Here is a 14,531-nt window from a genome sequence, read left to right as displayed (position 1 = left end):
ATGACCAAAGAGCTAGATAGTCATATGAGAAATAAATTAGAAGGTAAAGTAGCAATTATTACTGGAGCTTCATCGGGTATTGGAGAAGCAACAGCGATCGCCTTGGCCGCAGAAGGAGCAAAAGTAGTGCTTGCTGCTAGGCGTGGCGAACTTCTTCAGGCATTAGCAGAACGTATCGAAGCTAGTGGTGGTAAGGCATTGCCCATCGAAACTGATATAACTGACGAAACTCAGGTAAATAAGCTAGTAGAAAAGGCGAATTCAGAATTAGGTCGGATAGATATTGTAGTTAATAATGCTGGTATTGCTTTACTCGGTACTATTGAGACAGGTAATTCCGCAGACTGGAGGCGATCGTTTGATATCAATGTTTTAGGGCTGTTGTATGTGACTCACGCAGCTTTGCCCATTTTGAAACAGCAAAAATCAGGGCATATAGTTAATATCTCCTCAGTGGCTGGCCGAACAGCGCGGGCGGGCGTTGGTGTTTATAATGCCACCAAATGGGGTGTCAATGCCCTGTCTGAAGCATTGCGCCAAGAAGTCTATAAAGATAATATTCGCGTCACCATCATCGAACCTGGCTTGGTAGAGACAGGCATTGATGACCATATTACCGATCCCATTAGCAAACAGCGAATCCAAGAAAGACGCAAGGCAATTACACCTTTGCAAAGCGAAGACATTGCCGCCGCGATTGTTTATGCTGTTACCCAACCACAGCGAGTTAATGTCAACGAAATCCTTATCCGACCAACAGGACAAGAACACTAAGAGGATGTTTGAAAAGTCCTCTTGTTGGTAGCAAAACGTTTTAGATCCCCCTAAATCCCCCTTAAAAAAGGAGGACTTTGATTTGGGTTCCCCCCTTTTTAAGCGGGGTTAGGGGGGATCTAAAAGTGCCTAAAATCACAGTTAACTACTTTTCAAACGACCTCTAATACGCCATTGATGCAAGTAGAGCTTTATAAATGAGATACTGACCTAATACAGTTTCCAATTGATGCCATTTTTTCAGATTAGATGCAGAATTTTTAGAACTAACTTTAGGGTTCGTGTTTGTTTGCTGCGATCGCTTAATATCTATCATTTTTTGACATCCAAAGCCAAGAGAATCTGCTGTTTGTACCCTTTGTATCTACCAAAATCACACTTTGCCAGCCAAGTTTATCAACTGTTTGAAGTTCACGAGATAAGTAATGTTATTGGCATTGTCAATGTTAATCCAGCCTTTTTCATGGAGTTTTTCCATGATTTTGGTAGTCTCTTCAACGCCTATTTCTGTTACTTCTGCTAAATCTTTAAAGGGAATGTTAAAAATTTCTCTTCCCGAGTTCGATTCCTGACCATAGCTTTCGCCTAAAGTCACTAGGGTATGGGCGAGTTTAACTGCTGGTGGTGAAGACCGCATTTGCAAGCGTAGGTTAATTTGCCGCAATCGTCGCACCATCAGTTGCAACATCCGATGATGTAATTGGGGGTCTTTAAACAATATTTGAATGAAACGCTCTCTGGAGATACTAAGCAACTTGACAGGTGAAAGGGCAATGACATCAGTTGAACGGGGAGATTCATCCAAAATTGCCATTTCTCCAAAAAAATCACCACGGCCAAAAATTGCCAGAGCTACTGAATCTTCCCCTACTGTACGTCGTACTTTTACCCAACCAGAAACCACCAGATAAACGGCATTACCCCAAGCATCTTCCATGACAACAGCTCGCCCAGATGGGTATTCATGTTCGATTGCAACGTTGAGCAGCCATTCCAAAGTCTGTGGGTTGGCTGTACTCATCAAGGGGAAAAGTTCACTAAAAACCTCTGTCTGCATGAAATATTTGCAAGAAATGGATTCAAAAATAGAAAACTAATTTTGCTACTTACTATTAAGTTTATTTAAACCGCAATCTTACGTAGAATATAAGCGTAAGATTTATATTTATTTGTTCTGAGTCTTTGAGGTTGATAGCTTCAAAGTTCGATTACAACATAACAATTATGTATTCCGATCGAAAACAGCGGTTTTACTGATAGACCTATGATTTGTTATTTGTTGGTGGATTGCTATCCAGTGCTAGTATTTTGATCTGTTGATCTAAATTTTTCACTAGTTGATTTAGGGTAACTAAAGCCTCTAACTGCTGAGAGTCAAGGCCAGGATTGAGAAAAAGCCGTTGTTGTAGTTCATGCAACTTGAAGCTTAGTTGCTGAGAAATTCCTAAGGCATCGCGGCTTAGACGTGTCAACTGTTGTTGCTGATAGAACTTTAATGCTGCTCCCCGCAATACTTGGAGTGTAGCTTCCTCGCCGTAGATGCCTGGCATCACTCGCAAGCGTAATAACAAACGGTTTTTTTTGTATAGGCATTCTTTCTCTACCTGTTTTGGTTCTGCAACCTTGCTAATAGGTAAGGAAGCAAACCGCTTTAATTCATTAAGTACTCCTTGAAAAACAGAGAGCGGGAGTTTATCTAATACAGACTGCAAAACTCCGTTGTTACTCCACAGTATCCTACCTTCATAAGGTTGTCTTTCTAAGTATAGTCGACCAATTCCCCCTGCTAAAATTCGCCCTAGTAATTCTTCTAGTAATTTCTTTGGTGGTAGTGTTCCCAGGAACTCAATAGGACTAGAGAGATCGGTAACTTCTACTGGGAAAACTGTTAAATTCTCTGTTATTGCTGCTTCGGAAGTATCTCCTGCTTGACTTTTATTTCCAGATGTTAAGAAGGTGGTAAGTTGAGATAGGTTATCTAGATTTGGGAGTTGCAAATCTACTCGCTGCCAAGAATGCTGATTAGTCTGTGTCTCAGATGCTATTGATGTTGGTAGCTGGTGTGATTCCGAGTCGGTATCTATAGACATAATTGATTTGTCAGCAATGGTAGCTGTTATTTGCTGATGACTTTGTTGAGTATGTAGTTGGGATGTATTCTTGTGGTTGAGGTAGGCTGACAGTATTCTGCGGTGAGCGTCAGCGGCGATCGCCTGGGTTATCATTGTGCAATTGATATAAGACAAAATGCGACCAACATAATCTAGTGCTTCAGTGTCTTGTGGATAAACCATACCTAGCAAAAGCTGTTTGTCTTCTAATCGACAAGGCAAAATCTGGTGGTAAAGGCAAGCTTCAAATGACAAAAAACTATCAATTAGCTGAAATATTTGCTCGCGTTTACCTTCTTGCTCCCAGTTAGTTTGTGTCGCGGTTAGCACTTGCTGCCTATTGAACGTGGTATTTGTAAGTTCGCCCTCTGAAGACAACATAGATTTGATTAATTGGTATTTGCTTATATAATATTTTGCCCCTAATTTAGTAGGTAGTTAATAAAGATACTTTATTCGATTGTTAAAAATTCAATTATCTATACATAAGTAGACGTAAGCAAAAGATAAATTTTCGATTAAGCATTAGGGATAATACTGAGGAGTGGGCCTTGGGAGTGCTGAGTTAGGAGTTATTATTCTCCCTCATCTCCCCAGTCCTCGCGTCCCGACTCCCCAGAAACATCACTCTTGAGTTCTTAAAGCTTGGGCTGCAAGATAGACTTTTGTCCATTCACCTAGTACTTGATGAGTTTTGAGTTTTAAGTGTTGGGCTATTTCTTCTATTGATTTACCTGCTCTCCGCAAATCTAGGATCTCCCGCCCTAGAGGAGTCAGTTTTTCATCAAGTTGCTGCCATTGGTTTTGTGTTAGGCCTAAATTATGTTCTTGTAAAGAAATTGAGAGCCAGCTGTCTACGAGTTCTGGTTTACCCTTGAGGGCAAAGACGCGCACAGCATGGTAACTAATTTTCTCTCGCAGTCGGTATACTTCCTTAGTCGGCTTCTTTAATCTGTTGGCGATCTCTTCTTGAGACTTACCTTGCAGATACAGTCGTAGCCACTCTACTGCTTCTATCCCCAAATTTTCTTGTAAATAATTTTCAAATTCTTTTTGTACGGACTGACGCAGCGCCTGTTGTTCTTCTATTTGTTGTGCTTCTTGATATTCTGCGATCGCCTGACTATCAACTAAGTTAACTCGATTGTCATTATCCTCTGTGAGAACTTCTTCTGACACTAATCTAATCAAATCACGCCCTGGCACTTGGGTTAAGCCGCCACGCTGAGTACGACGCAAGTAATTGACAAATCGGTAAGCCAATAGAGGTTGATTGCGTACTGGCCTCAAACAATATTCTTCTACGCTGGCAAATAGTAGAGCATCCGCCAATCGGCGATCGCTGGTATATTTGGCAATGTCAGACATTTGCTGTTGCATGTAGGTGTCGTTTTGCAATAGTTCTTGTAATACTTCTTGCAACACATCTATGACACTACGCTGGCGATCGCGGCTCAGTGCAACCCAAGTCTGAATTTTATTCCGTAATGTAACTAAACTTCCCAATCGCGCGATCAAGTTGCGATAAGCACGTTCTCGCCCTAACCCTAAGTAGCGTTGGCGTAAAATCCTCCATCGATATTCCATCGCTTGCTTTGCAATATCGAATTCCTTGGGGTTAAACAGATCAAACCGTTTTGAGTCAGATCCCAATAGCCAGAGAATAATACTTTGCCTAGAAGCTTCAGTTTGTTCTGGACATTCTACAGCCAAGCGCTTTCGCCAATCTAGAGCCAGTTTTTCTACATCCATTGTCATAGCGAGATTGCGCTCCTCGAAACTCAATTTTGAAGTTTGCATCACAACCCCCATTCATCCCACCTAATTGTTTAACTGGCAGTTACCCTGGATTTCATGACTTTCATGAAAAGATCTCAGTGATTCCACTTTAATTACGTCTGAATTGACTAACTTTATGCAGAAATTTCTGTATCGATCTTTTATTGGGAATTTTCAAGTGCCCCAAACCAATGCCTATAAGCCATTTCTGTTAATTCTGTTAATTTAAACTTTTTGTAAAGTTATGTTTTTAACTGAGAACAGAAATCTACCGAGAGTCGGTAAAATACACCTTTGGGGAAGATGGGTTCGGGAAATCTGACATTTTTGAACTCAGCCGAGGAACGAATATAATTTAACTCAACTCCAGACGTTATTTCACCCGTATAAGTTTCAACTCTCTACACCACTTTACGTAGTGAAATACTTAGTTATACTTGAGACTCTCAAATAGTTAAATTAAGAGGATGCCGTTCTTTATGAGAAGACAATTTTTGCTTTGGTAAAAAGAGTGAATCTAATACATGTAGTTGCTCTCACACAGGTAAAATACACAAAAAATAATTAACTACAGATGAAGATAGATTCATCGTAGGAGAGTTCGCTCTACCTTTACTCAAGTTTTAAAAAACGATCTTAATTTTTATTTAAATGGTAAGTAATTAGATAGACTTCAGATTAAACCTAATAATTTTTGGATACATATGGCGATCGCTATTCTAGATAGAAGGAGAAATATGAAGATGCTTCGTTTTCAATTTTGAGCAAATCCGGAAACGCTCTGCCTCAGAAGAAGCATGAGCGTTAGTCTGAGGCTATTATCAATTCTGTACCCCTACCTTAAGCAAGCTACTCTAAGCGTCTGCGTCAGGATAAGGGTAAATAACAGGGCCTGATTTTGAATTAAGAAAAAGAGTTGACTTTGACTTTACCGTCCATTTGGCGATCTACCAACGATGGGGTTTTCTACAGATTCTCGATACTCTTGGACTGCTTCTGTGTAAGCAATAGGCAGAACAGCTTCAACATTTTCATGAGGACGAGGAATAATTACCCAAGATTCCAGAGTACCACCATAAACATTTTCTGCTGCTTCAACACCAGCAGCCATCGCTGTCTTGACCTCAGACACATCGCCACGAATATTAACTGTAAAACGAGCGCTACCAACTCTGATATAACCAACGAGGGTAACTCGACCAGCTTTTACCATAGCATCGGCTGCGGCTAGCACAGCAGGAAAACCTTTAGTTTCAAGTGCCCCAACTGCCTGTAATGACATTAGTAATCTCCTGTATGAATAAACGTATGTGGCGCTAGAAGTTAATTGTACGAAGCTTCGCTACAGATTTTGATGGCAAAATTGCTTAGAAGATACGAAAAGGTTCTGATTTTTCAGTGAAATGGATTGGTAGAATGGTTTCTACGTTTTCCGGGGGATTGGGAACTATATAGTGGGTGATTACTGTACCAACCTTGACTTGCTCTCCAGCTTCGATTCCGGCTTCAACAGCTCTTTGTACTTCAGAAACTCGTCCCCGGACGGCGACTAACAGGCGAGCGCTTTCGGCTTGACCATAATACACAATTGTGACTGCGGCAGCTTTGACCATTGCATCTGCTGCGGCTAATACACTAGGAAAACCTAAAGTTTCAATTACGCCAACCGCCATTGGCATGGCATTAGCTCCTGGATTAAGGGATAGGCGATATTAATTGTACGTGGCTTTAGTCCCAATTTTGACATTTTGGAAAACTTTCTTTAATGGCGGAAATTTTGGGGGAGTGAAGAGTTGTGACTCGAGGGTAGAAAGTGAGAATATTTTGATAGCTACTGCATTATGTTTTTTATATTACAAATAATAATTTATGATATAAGTTTATTTAATTTTATTGTTTAACAAAATCAGCATTGCATGGAACTAAGCTAGTACGATACAGTGAAATTTATGTTTCCGGATTTTCTTCTTACAGCAGTTGATGGACTAACAGAATCAAACTCGATCGCATTAGCTCAGAGTATTCAAACAACGCCTCTCGCTACTCCTTTAACTAATCAATCAATTACCACAACCTATGTCAAGCAAGGAAGTGGTGGAACGCCTATTTTATTAATTCACGGCTTTGATAGTTCTGTATTAGAATTTCGTCGGCTTTTGCCACTACTTTCTGGAGATAATGAAACGTGGGCAGTGGATTTGTTGGGTTTTGGATTTACAGACAGACTCTCAGGAATTCCTTACAGCCCAACTACGATGAAAACGCATCTTTATTATTTTTGGAAAAGCCTAATTAAGCAACCTGTAATTTTGGTAGGGGCTTCAATGGGAGGTGCTACGGCCATTGATTTTACGCTGACTTACCCGGAAGTTGTAAAAAAGCTGGTGTTAATTGATAGTGCGGGGTTAGCAGGTGGTTCGCCATTGAGCAAATTTATGTTTCCCCCGTTGGATTATTTAGCGACTCAGTTTTTGAGGAATATGAAGGTGCGCGATCGCGTTTCCCGCATTGGATATAAAAATCCAACTCTTGTCTCTGACGATGCACTACGTTGTGGCGCATTACACTTACAAATGCCGAGTTGGCATCAAGCTATGATTGCTTTTACTAAAAGTGGTGGTTATAGTGCTTTTAAATTTGAAATATTATCAAAAATTGTGCAACAAACGCTAATTTTGTGGGGCGATTCTGATAAGATTTTAGGTACTGGTGATGCCGCAAAGTTTCAAAAAGCGATTCCACACAGTATTCTTGTCTGGATTCAAGATTGTGGTCATCTCCCCCACTTGGAACAACCTAAAATCACCGCGCAGCATATTTTAAACTTTTGTAGTGAACCACATTAATTAGCTAGGGTAAATAAATTAAAGCTTGTAGTCAGGACTAAAGTTCTGATAAGCTAGTGCCCTTTTAAGTTACATAATTCAAAACCCTAGAAAGACGGGAAGATCCGATTTAAATGACGATTAGCTTTATCCTAAAGCAGCGATGAATCACTGACTAAAAATGTAGACATAACCGAAGTCTTCACCGCTGCTATGAACCCAATAATTAAGGCATTTAAATGAGGATAGTCTAGGTCAGAAATGGCACTGCGGGAACGATAGATGAATTAAGTAGTGCCATAGATTCTTTGACTAAATTAACTGACTTTAATCAAGTAACCACATCTCATTAGAACTATTAGGATACTCATCTGGTTGATTTTGTTCTGGTTGATTTTGAGCTAGTTTTTCTGATGAACGATGTGATTTTTTGTAGTTAAGTGGATTGTAGTGTTCTTTTACTGGTCTTATAGCACTAGTTTCTTTGACAACAACTTTAGAAGTATTTTCTGCTGTTTGTTTTAAAGCTTTAATTTCTTCTATAAGTTGGGAATTAGCTTCTGCAAGTTGCAGTGCTGTTTTTTTGGTTTCGTCAAGTTCTTTTGTTAGCTGTTCTAGTAATGATTTTTGTTCAGATACAAATGTTTTTTGTTTAGATAATTTTGATTGTAAATCATCAATGTTCTGTGCAAGAGATGCTTCTTTTTTGTGGCTTGTTTCTAGATGACTTGTCAACTCTTTGACAGTTGCTTCTAAATCAGCCTTAGTGGGACTTGTGCGCTTACTAGAAATTGGCTCAAGTGTCTGTGCTGAGGATTCTTCATCTGATGAAGTCTCTTCTTCGGCAATTTTTTCTGCTGTAACTTCGATCGCAGATTCACCTTCTGAGGGTGTAAATTTTTGCGCCTCTTCTTGTAGTAAGTCAGAGAGACTTTGTTTCTTAGCTGCCATTATTTTCTCCAATCACGCTCTAATTCGTCAGCTGCACGGCGGTAGTCTAACTCCGCCTCCCGTGCGTTTCCTCCTCGCCATTGAGTAATTGCTACACCTTCAAGCGCTGCTCGCTCATGAGCTTTATAGGCACGGATGAGGGTATTAAAAGCAGGAATACCTAGTCGAGTCAGAGTTTTCTTTGCTTCTAGTGCTTCCCCTAGACTGCGCGTATCAACTTTGGTGAGCAATACCCGATGGGGGGTTCCCAAAGGGATAACGGCTTCCTTGACTGTTTCCACGAGGACAGCCAAATCCATTGCGGCTGGGGGTGTAGGCAAAACTAGATAATCTGCGATCGCAACTACCGCCACTAATGCTTCAGAGCGGAGCGCGGGAGGCGTATCCACCACTACTAAATCGTAACCTTTTATTTTACCTAAATCACCTAAAAGTGTCGGATCTGTTTCTTGAGATAAATCAAATCCCATTCCCTGCTGACTCCGCCCAAACCACCAACTGGCAGAACCTTGAATATCTGCGTCAATCAGCAACACCTTTTTTTTCTTAGCAAAGTTTGCAGCCAGATTGACTGCGGTAGTCGTTTTACCGACTCCTCCTTTACCGTTGAGAATAGCGATGATTTTTGGCACTGCTTTAGCTAGAAAAATGGAGTGGCGAGTGGGGAGTAGGGGAAAAAATCTGTTTCATGTTTGTTTATGGGATTTTTTGATCGTGGACTGACTTGAAAGAGTTGTGAGTACTGAGTTAGTCATTAGGAGTTATTATTCTTTTTCTCCCACTCTCTACTCCCCAATTGCTACTCCCTATTGATGAATATACTCCTTTCTGTGACCCTAATTAACATAAAAACTCGTAACAATAAAATTTAGAAGTCATCAATTGGATAAATTCTATGACAACAACTTACAATTTGCCTGATGGTCCGGAAATGCCGCGCTGGCTGCGAATAATCAAGTTTATTGCTCAGCCGATAGAATATATTGATGATTTTGCCAAAATTTATGGTGACACTTTTACGATCAAGAGTAATCGTGGGGATAACCATATTGTGTACTTTAGTCAACCTGAAGCACTTGAGCAGATTTTTACTGCTGATTCCAGTTATTTCGAGGTTGGCAGGGGGAATATAGGATTAAGATTTTTGCTTGGCGATCGCTCTTTTATGTTATCAGATGGCCATCGCCACCAGCGCCAACGGCAATTATTAGCTCCTCCCTTTCATGGCGAAAGGATGCGGGCTTATGGCGAGGAAATTCGCAAAATCACCACAGAGGTGAGTAATGAATGGCAAATTGGCAAGCCTTTTAAGATTCGTGAGTCGATGCAAGAAATTACCTTGCGTGTTATCCTGCGGGTTGTATTTGGTTTGAATGATGGACAGTTGTTTGAGGAACTGAGGCGATCGCTAAGTGATTTACTAGATTTCATTACTTCGCCCATAATGTCCAGCGCCTTCTTCTTTCGGTTTATGCAAAAAGATTTTGGGGCGTGGAGTCCGTGGGGTTGGATTCTGCAACAACAGCAAAAAATTGATGGACTGATTTATGCTTTGCTTCGAGAACGTCGGGCTGAACTCGATCAAAATCGCCAAGATATCCTGAGTTTGATGATGGCGGCTCGTGACGACAATGGTGAAGGGATGTCAGACGAAGAATTGCACGACGAGTTAATGACACTGCTAGTTGCGGGACATGAAACTACCGCTTCGGCATTGACATGGGCTTTTTACTGGATTGACTATTTACCAGAGGTGCGTGAGAAGTTGCAAAAGGAACTCAACACCATTGGAGTTAACGCCGATTTGAGTATCATTGCTAAATTGCCATATCTGACAGCAGTTTGCCAAGAAACATTGCGAATCTACCCAATTGCCATGAATGCTTTCTGGCGGGTTGTGAAGATTCCAATTACCATTATGGGCTACGAACTGCGAGAAGGAACGGCAATAATCCCCAGTATTTATTTAGCGCATCATCGAGAAGAAGTTTACCCACAATCCAAGCAATTTAAACCAGAACGCTTTTTAGAAAGACAATATTCACCTTATGAATATTTACCCTTTGGTGGCGGTAATCGTCGCTGTATTGGCATGGCATTTGCCCAGTATGAAATGAAAATTGTCTTGGCAACTGTTTTGTCGGAATTTCAAGTTTCGCTAGTGAATAAGCGTCCCGTGCGTCCTGTGCGCCGTGGCTTAACTATAGCTGCACCAGCCGGAATGAGGATGATTGCAACGCCTCAAGTAAAGCGTGGGAATCCAATTGTTGCCTCTAGTTTAAGTTGATTTACTGAAGTGAAGCTATGCTGAAGGCGATCGCTTTTATTCTCTAACAAGATGAGCAGACTAAATAATAGCTGGGATGACTATTGTGTACGCTACCTATCAGCGCTGGGAACTGATTTGGCTGATGAAACTCTAAAAAGTTTATGGTCTGAGACTAGGCAGCGTTTTTTAAGTGCATCTGAAGAAGATATCAATTGGTTTATACAAGCACTTGCAGATGAACAACGTAAATTGTTTGTTGTCTTCATGGTCAACAAAGTCACTAAATCTGCTCCCAAGCAACTTAAAGAAGCGCTGTTTTCTCCTCTAATTCGCGCTGCTATTTATGAAAGAAATCCCAGCTTTAATCGTTCATTTGTAGAGCCATGTGCGATCGCTTTTGGTCATCGTCTTGTCAATGAAGCTTTGCTAGATTTTGTTGAGCATGGGTCAAATTTCGAGAAAGCAGGGGCGGTAAACGCACTATATTGGGCACAGGTTCCCTTACGCTTTCATGGAGAAGTTCCCAGCTTTAGCAAAGAGTACGCAACACCAGAGTCACAGGCAGCTTATGATGCTTTAGCTGATATTCAGCTACGTAAGCGCTGTCTGTTTCTGAGAGAGTTCGTGAAAAATTCTAGCGTCGAAGTGCGCCGCAGTATTATTCCTAGTCTTGTACTAGATCCATTGCTTTATCCCGATGAACTTAGACATCTTATACCAGAAGCGATTGCGATCGCTAAAACTCATCCTGATAGTTATATTCGTCATCGTATCGAGGTGCAGTTAGGGACAGAAAGTCTACTCCAGCCATTACCCCCGCGAAATTCCAACCATCAAACCTGAAAACTTACCTTGAATTACTCTGAAGGAAGTTGAATCTGTTGTTTGTTGGCGAGTTTTTCATAATGTTCTTTGTCACGGTATTTAATTATTCTCATCGGTTGATTTCCCACAATTGCTAAAGGTTCAACATTGGCAGTAACAACTGTACCAGCAGCCACAATTGCACCATCTCCAATGGAAATTCCTGGAACAATTAGAACATTTCCACCAATCCAAACATTGCGACCGATGACAACAGGTTTATGAATGTAGACATTATGTTCATATGGCAAATCATTACTTTGATAATCGTGGTTTGCAGAGAGAATAACCACATTAAATCCAAGTGTGGTATTGTCGCCAATTGTGATTCCACCACGACCATCTAATAAGACATCCGGACCAATGTAGACTTTATTACCCAGAGATACATTTTGCGGATGGTCAATTTTAATATCTCGCTTAAATCGTAGACCCGATCCACAAAATTTTAATTGACTCTTTAGCTCTTGATGCTTATATCGCCTGATTTTTATTTCTAGATATTCTCCCCACCGTACCAGACGAGGTACTAACCATTGTTCCAATATTCGCTCTAATTTATTTATAATTTTATTTTTGATCTCTTTCATAAAACCTCATGGAAGTTTAGGAAACATTTGGATTTCAACCAGGGAGGAAAAATGACGCAGGTACTTTAATACCCTTCATATTTATTAGGTTTCCCCAATTAGAGTATTTTCTCCCCCATGAATACCGTTTCTCTAAAAGTCGATTGGGCAATAGCCACAATAATTTCGGAATTTGCTAAAGAATTTCAGTAATTAGGGGTTGCTGAAACAATGTTTGCTGTCAATTTATTTAGTTATCGGTAAGCGAAGCGATACCGTAGGCTTATCGCTAGATAATACTTAATCGAAGAAATTGATAAATTCTGACTATTTTAATTGCCATAAAACTACCGGAAAAGCCGTTATTCTCTCGTTACAATAGTTTTTTGTCTCACATTTTAGCTTTTAAAAATTATAACGATAATGATAATCAAATAAAGGTTAAGAAGGGACTATTGCCTCCTTATCCTCCCACACACACGATTATTATTTTCATTTAAGTCATTTGAGTATTTTAACTATTGACAAAATTCACTTTAATTTAACCTTTCACTGATGAGGTTGGGTTGAGCAAAAGTTCAACCCAACCTTCAAATTAAGACCGGATGATTTATTTTTTGGTAGTACCTGGATGGAGTTGGCTATTAGCCAACTCTATTCACCCTGTATTTTCAATCAGTTGTAAAGCACCTAATTTAATTAGTTCTGGGTTGAGTTGTTGGGACGACCTGTTGGGTTGGAAATGGTGTAGTCTCCAAACTAGGATTCGATCCCGCAGGTAATAGAGTTGGTGGTGTAGACGGAGATGAAGCGCCGATAAGGCTACTGTCACTACCATCGATACAAGTGTCCAACACTTGGGTAGGGGCAAGATCGATTTTACTAAGTAAGCCAACTACACACTGACCAAAGCGCACGGGCAACAAACTGCGACCACAATAATCTAAAGCTGCTGGATTAATTGCTTCCTTGGTACTTAAGCTGACGCCGACTACACAGGTGGCTAACTCTTCAGGACGCCTAGCTTTTCCACAGTACGAAAGCCCATCTGTGCCGCTAATTTGAGTTTCCTTCTCAATTTTAACAACGCAAGCAGCAAAATCCCTTGGACGTAGTGCCTTGGCACAACCTTGCGAGGCTGCTTCTCCAGTTATACCCGCTTTCACAAGACCCTCTGCACAGACACTGTAATCATTCCTGTAAGACGCAGCGATCGCCATATCAGGTAAAATCGTTGTCAAGAATCCAGATATCGCCAAAACTGATACTGTTAAAATTCCAAAGGTCGAACTACCTTGTTTGTTCTGACCTCTGCTAACCGCTTTTTTGCTCTTTAACATTGCCATTCTCCAAACACCCAAAGTTATGCTAACTCAAATATTCTAAAAATCCTCTGCAATCCAAGAATTTCAGCGGTATCAAGATACAGACATAATTAGTTATGCCAAAAATTGTGTTAATATATTTGTTTGAAAGATAAGTAGGTAACGTAAAAAGTATTTCAGAGTAACAATACTGCGTAAACCAATCTGACGATTGAGTAGCCTACGAAACCAAATAAGCACAAAAAACTAATTGGCAAGATTCCGGCGTGCCACGTCGGGATTTACGCTTGGGGAGAAGTTGCCTCTACTTTAGTAGGATACGTCATACCAAAGTAAACAGCTTCACAAAACCAAGAATCTCCTGATTTTTAATCAGGGACTGTCAAAATGGAATGTCTAGGTAAAGTTTAAACAGGATTAGATTAAGGAAACTCATGTCCCGATATAGAGGGCCCCGCCTCAGAATTGTACGTCGCTTGGGCGACCTACCAGGATTAACTCGTAAAAGCGCTAGACGCGCTTATCCACCAGGTCAGCATGGTCAAAACCGCAAGAAGCGCTCTGAGTATGCTATCCGTCTAGAGGAAAAGCAAAAGCTCCGCTTCAACTACGGTTTAACTGAAAAGCAACTACTGCGCTATGTGCGGAAAGCTAGACGTGTTACTGGTTCTACCGGACAAGTGTTGCTACAATTGCTAGAAATGCGCTTGGATAATACCGTTTTTCGGTTGGGTCTAGCTCCAACGATTCCAGCGGCTCGTCAATTGGTGAACCACGGACACATAACTGTCAACGGCCGTGTCGTTAATATTGCTAGCTATCAGTGCCGTACTGGTGAAGTAATTGCTGTCAGAGACCGGGAACAATCACGGAAGTTGGTGGAAACTAACTTGCAATATCCTGGTTTAGCCAACCTCCCCAGCCATCTGGAGTTTGACAAAAATAAGTTGGTTGGTAAAGTTAACGGCCTTATTGAGCGAGAATGGGTGGCACTACAAGTCAATGAACTACTTGTGGTGGAATACTACTCACGACAAGCGTAATAGTCATTTGTTTTTAGTCAT

Annotated in this window: 15 protein-coding genes; 5 read left to right on the top strand and 10 right to left on the bottom strand. The window is 40.8% G+C overall.

What is annotated here, in order from left to right:
- Positions 1 to 774, top strand: a complete 774-nt coding sequence (locus ACFG4S_RS09390; protein WP_392534543.1) for an SDR family oxidoreductase — start codon at positions 1 to 3, stop codon at positions 772 to 774.
- 163 nt (positions 775 to 937) lie between these two features.
- Here ACFG4S_RS09390 and ACFG4S_RS09385 read toward each other — a convergent pair whose 3' ends face one another.
- From ACFG4S_RS09385 to ACFG4S_RS09360, 6 genes are all read right to left on the bottom strand, one after another.
- Positions 938 to 1,090 (bottom strand): hypothetical protein, encoded by a 153-nt coding sequence (locus tag ACFG4S_RS09385; protein ID WP_392534542.1) that lies wholly within the window; start codon positions 1,088 to 1,090, stop codon positions 938 to 940.
- A gap of 57 nt (positions 1,091 to 1,147) precedes the next feature.
- A complete protein-coding gene (locus tag ACFG4S_RS09380) occupies positions 1,148 to 1,831 on the bottom strand; it encodes a Crp/Fnr family transcriptional regulator (protein WP_392534541.1) in 684 nt (227 codons plus the stop codon).
- 205 nt (positions 1,832 to 2,036) lie between these two features.
- Positions 2,037 to 3,266: a pilus assembly protein PilB gene (locus ACFG4S_RS09375; protein ID WP_392534540.1), complete on the bottom strand. Its 1,230-nt coding sequence runs from the start codon at positions 3,264 to 3,266 to the stop codon at positions 2,037 to 2,039.
- 243 nt (positions 3,267 to 3,509) lie between these two features.
- Positions 3,510 to 4,697 (bottom strand): HetZ-related protein 2, encoded by a 1,188-nt coding sequence (locus ACFG4S_RS09370; RefSeq protein WP_392534539.1) that lies wholly within the window; start codon positions 4,695 to 4,697, stop codon positions 3,510 to 3,512.
- Between the two features lie 895 nt (positions 4,698 to 5,592).
- Positions 5,593 to 5,946, bottom strand: coding sequence for a carbon dioxide-concentrating mechanism protein CcmK (locus ACFG4S_RS09365; protein WP_392534538.1), 354 nt, complete (start codon positions 5,944 to 5,946; stop codon positions 5,593 to 5,595).
- Between the two features lie 85 nt (positions 5,947 to 6,031).
- The gene (locus tag ACFG4S_RS09360) at positions 6,032 to 6,343 is read right to left on the bottom strand and encodes a BMC domain-containing protein (protein WP_392534537.1); all 312 of its coding nucleotides are present in this window, start codon (positions 6,341 to 6,343) and stop codon (positions 6,032 to 6,034) included.
- A gap of 270 nt (positions 6,344 to 6,613) precedes the next feature.
- Between ACFG4S_RS09360 and ACFG4S_RS09355 the strand changes: the two genes are divergently transcribed.
- On the top strand, positions 6,614 to 7,510 hold the full coding sequence (locus ACFG4S_RS09355) for an alpha/beta fold hydrolase (protein ID WP_392534536.1): 897 nt from the start codon (positions 6,614 to 6,616) through the stop codon (positions 7,508 to 7,510).
- A gap of 306 nt (positions 7,511 to 7,816) precedes the next feature.
- On the opposite strand, the gene ACFG4S_RS09350 is transcribed toward ACFG4S_RS09355, so the two are convergent.
- Positions 7,817 to 8,440: a hypothetical protein gene (locus ACFG4S_RS09350; protein WP_392534535.1), complete on the bottom strand. Its 624-nt coding sequence runs from the start codon at positions 8,438 to 8,440 to the stop codon at positions 7,817 to 7,819.
- Positions 8,440 to 9,072, bottom strand: a complete 633-nt coding sequence (locus ACFG4S_RS09345; protein ID WP_392534534.1) for an AAA family ATPase — start codon at positions 9,070 to 9,072, stop codon at positions 8,440 to 8,442. Before ACFG4S_RS09345 ends, ACFG4S_RS09350 begins: the two co-directional genes overlap by 1 nt.
- Positions 9,073 to 9,335: 263 nt before the next feature.
- On the opposite strand from ACFG4S_RS09345, the gene ACFG4S_RS09340 reads away from it, so the two are divergent.
- Both ACFG4S_RS09340 and ACFG4S_RS09335 read left to right on the top strand, forming a co-directional pair.
- Entirely contained in the window at positions 9,336 to 10,727 is a 1,392-nt protein-coding gene (locus ACFG4S_RS09340; protein WP_392534533.1) for a cytochrome P450, read from the top strand.
- 51 nt (positions 10,728 to 10,778) lie between these two features.
- Positions 10,779 to 11,552: a hypothetical protein gene (locus ACFG4S_RS09335; protein ID WP_392534532.1), complete on the top strand. Its 774-nt coding sequence runs from the start codon at positions 10,779 to 10,781 to the stop codon at positions 11,550 to 11,552.
- A gap of 14 nt (positions 11,553 to 11,566) precedes the next feature.
- On the opposite strand, the gene ACFG4S_RS09330 is transcribed toward ACFG4S_RS09335, so the two are convergent.
- Positions 11,567 to 12,163 carry an acyltransferase gene (locus ACFG4S_RS09330; RefSeq protein WP_392534531.1) on the bottom strand — a complete coding sequence of 199 codons (597 nt, stop codon included), beginning with the start codon at positions 12,161 to 12,163 and terminating at the stop codon, positions 11,567 to 11,569.
- 674 nt (positions 12,164 to 12,837) lie between these two features.
- The gene (locus ACFG4S_RS09325; RefSeq protein WP_392534530.1) at positions 12,838 to 13,482 is read right to left on the bottom strand and encodes a hypothetical protein; all 645 of its coding nucleotides are present in this window, start codon (positions 13,480 to 13,482) and stop codon (positions 12,838 to 12,840) included.
- Positions 13,483 to 13,901: 419 nt separating this feature from the next.
- Here ACFG4S_RS09325 and rpsD point away from each other — a divergent pair, with 419 nt between their 5' ends.
- Positions 13,902 to 14,510, top strand: a complete 609-nt coding sequence (gene rpsD, locus ACFG4S_RS09320; protein ID WP_392534529.1) for a 30S ribosomal protein S4 — start codon at positions 13,902 to 13,904, stop codon at positions 14,508 to 14,510.
- The last annotated feature ends 21 nt before the right edge of the window (positions 14,511 to 14,531 follow it).

The organism is Nostoc sp. C117 (assembly GCF_043099735.1).
Taxonomy (GTDB): Bacteria; Cyanobacteriota; Cyanobacteriia; order Cyanobacteriales; family Nostocaceae; genus Nostoc.
The sequence above is the reverse complement of the archived record's forward strand: the minus strand, read 5'-3'. Positions and strand labels throughout refer to the sequence as shown.

Excerpts from the sequence above, each read along its gene's own strand:
- ACFG4S_RS09390 (WP_392534543.1), top strand. The coding sequence starts at position 1 with ATGACCAAAGAGCTAGATAGTCATATGAGAAATAAATTAGAAGGTAAA.
- ACFG4S_RS09385 (WP_392534542.1), bottom strand. The coding sequence starts at position 1,090 with ATGATAGATATTAAGCGATCGCAGCAAACAAACACGAACCCTAAAGTT.
- ACFG4S_RS09380 (WP_392534541.1), bottom strand. The coding sequence starts at position 1,831 with ATGCAGACAGAGGTTTTTAGTGAACTTTTCCCCTTGATGAGTACAGCC.
- ACFG4S_RS09375 (WP_392534540.1), bottom strand. The coding sequence starts at position 3,266 with ATGTTGTCTTCAGAGGGCGAACTTACAAATACCACGTTCAATAGGCAG.
- ACFG4S_RS09370 (WP_392534539.1), bottom strand. The coding sequence starts at position 4,697 with ATGGGGGTTGTGATGCAAACTTCAAAATTGAGTTTCGAGGAGCGCAAT.
- ACFG4S_RS09365 (WP_392534538.1), bottom strand. The coding sequence starts at position 5,946 with ATGTCATTACAGGCAGTTGGGGCACTTGAAACTAAAGGTTTTCCTGCT.
- ACFG4S_RS09360 (WP_392534537.1), bottom strand. The coding sequence starts at position 6,343 with ATGCCAATGGCGGTTGGCGTAATTGAAACTTTAGGTTTTCCTAGTGTA.
- ACFG4S_RS09355 (WP_392534536.1), top strand. The coding sequence starts at position 6,614 with ATGTTTCCGGATTTTCTTCTTACAGCAGTTGATGGACTAACAGAATCA.
- ACFG4S_RS09350 (WP_392534535.1), bottom strand. The coding sequence starts at position 8,440 with ATGGCAGCTAAGAAACAAAGTCTCTCTGACTTACTACAAGAAGAGGCG.
- ACFG4S_RS09340 (WP_392534533.1), top strand. The coding sequence starts at position 9,336 with ATGACAACAACTTACAATTTGCCTGATGGTCCGGAAATGCCGCGCTGG.
- ACFG4S_RS09335 (WP_392534532.1), top strand. The coding sequence starts at position 10,779 with ATGAGCAGACTAAATAATAGCTGGGATGACTATTGTGTACGCTACCTA.
- ACFG4S_RS09330 (WP_392534531.1), bottom strand. The coding sequence starts at position 12,163 with ATGAAAGAGATCAAAAATAAAATTATAAATAAATTAGAGCGAATATTG.
- ACFG4S_RS09325 (WP_392534530.1), bottom strand. The coding sequence starts at position 13,482 with ATGTTAAAGAGCAAAAAAGCGGTTAGCAGAGGTCAGAACAAACAAGGT.
- rpsD (WP_392534529.1), top strand. The coding sequence starts at position 13,902 with ATGTCCCGATATAGAGGGCCCCGCCTCAGAATTGTACGTCGCTTGGGC.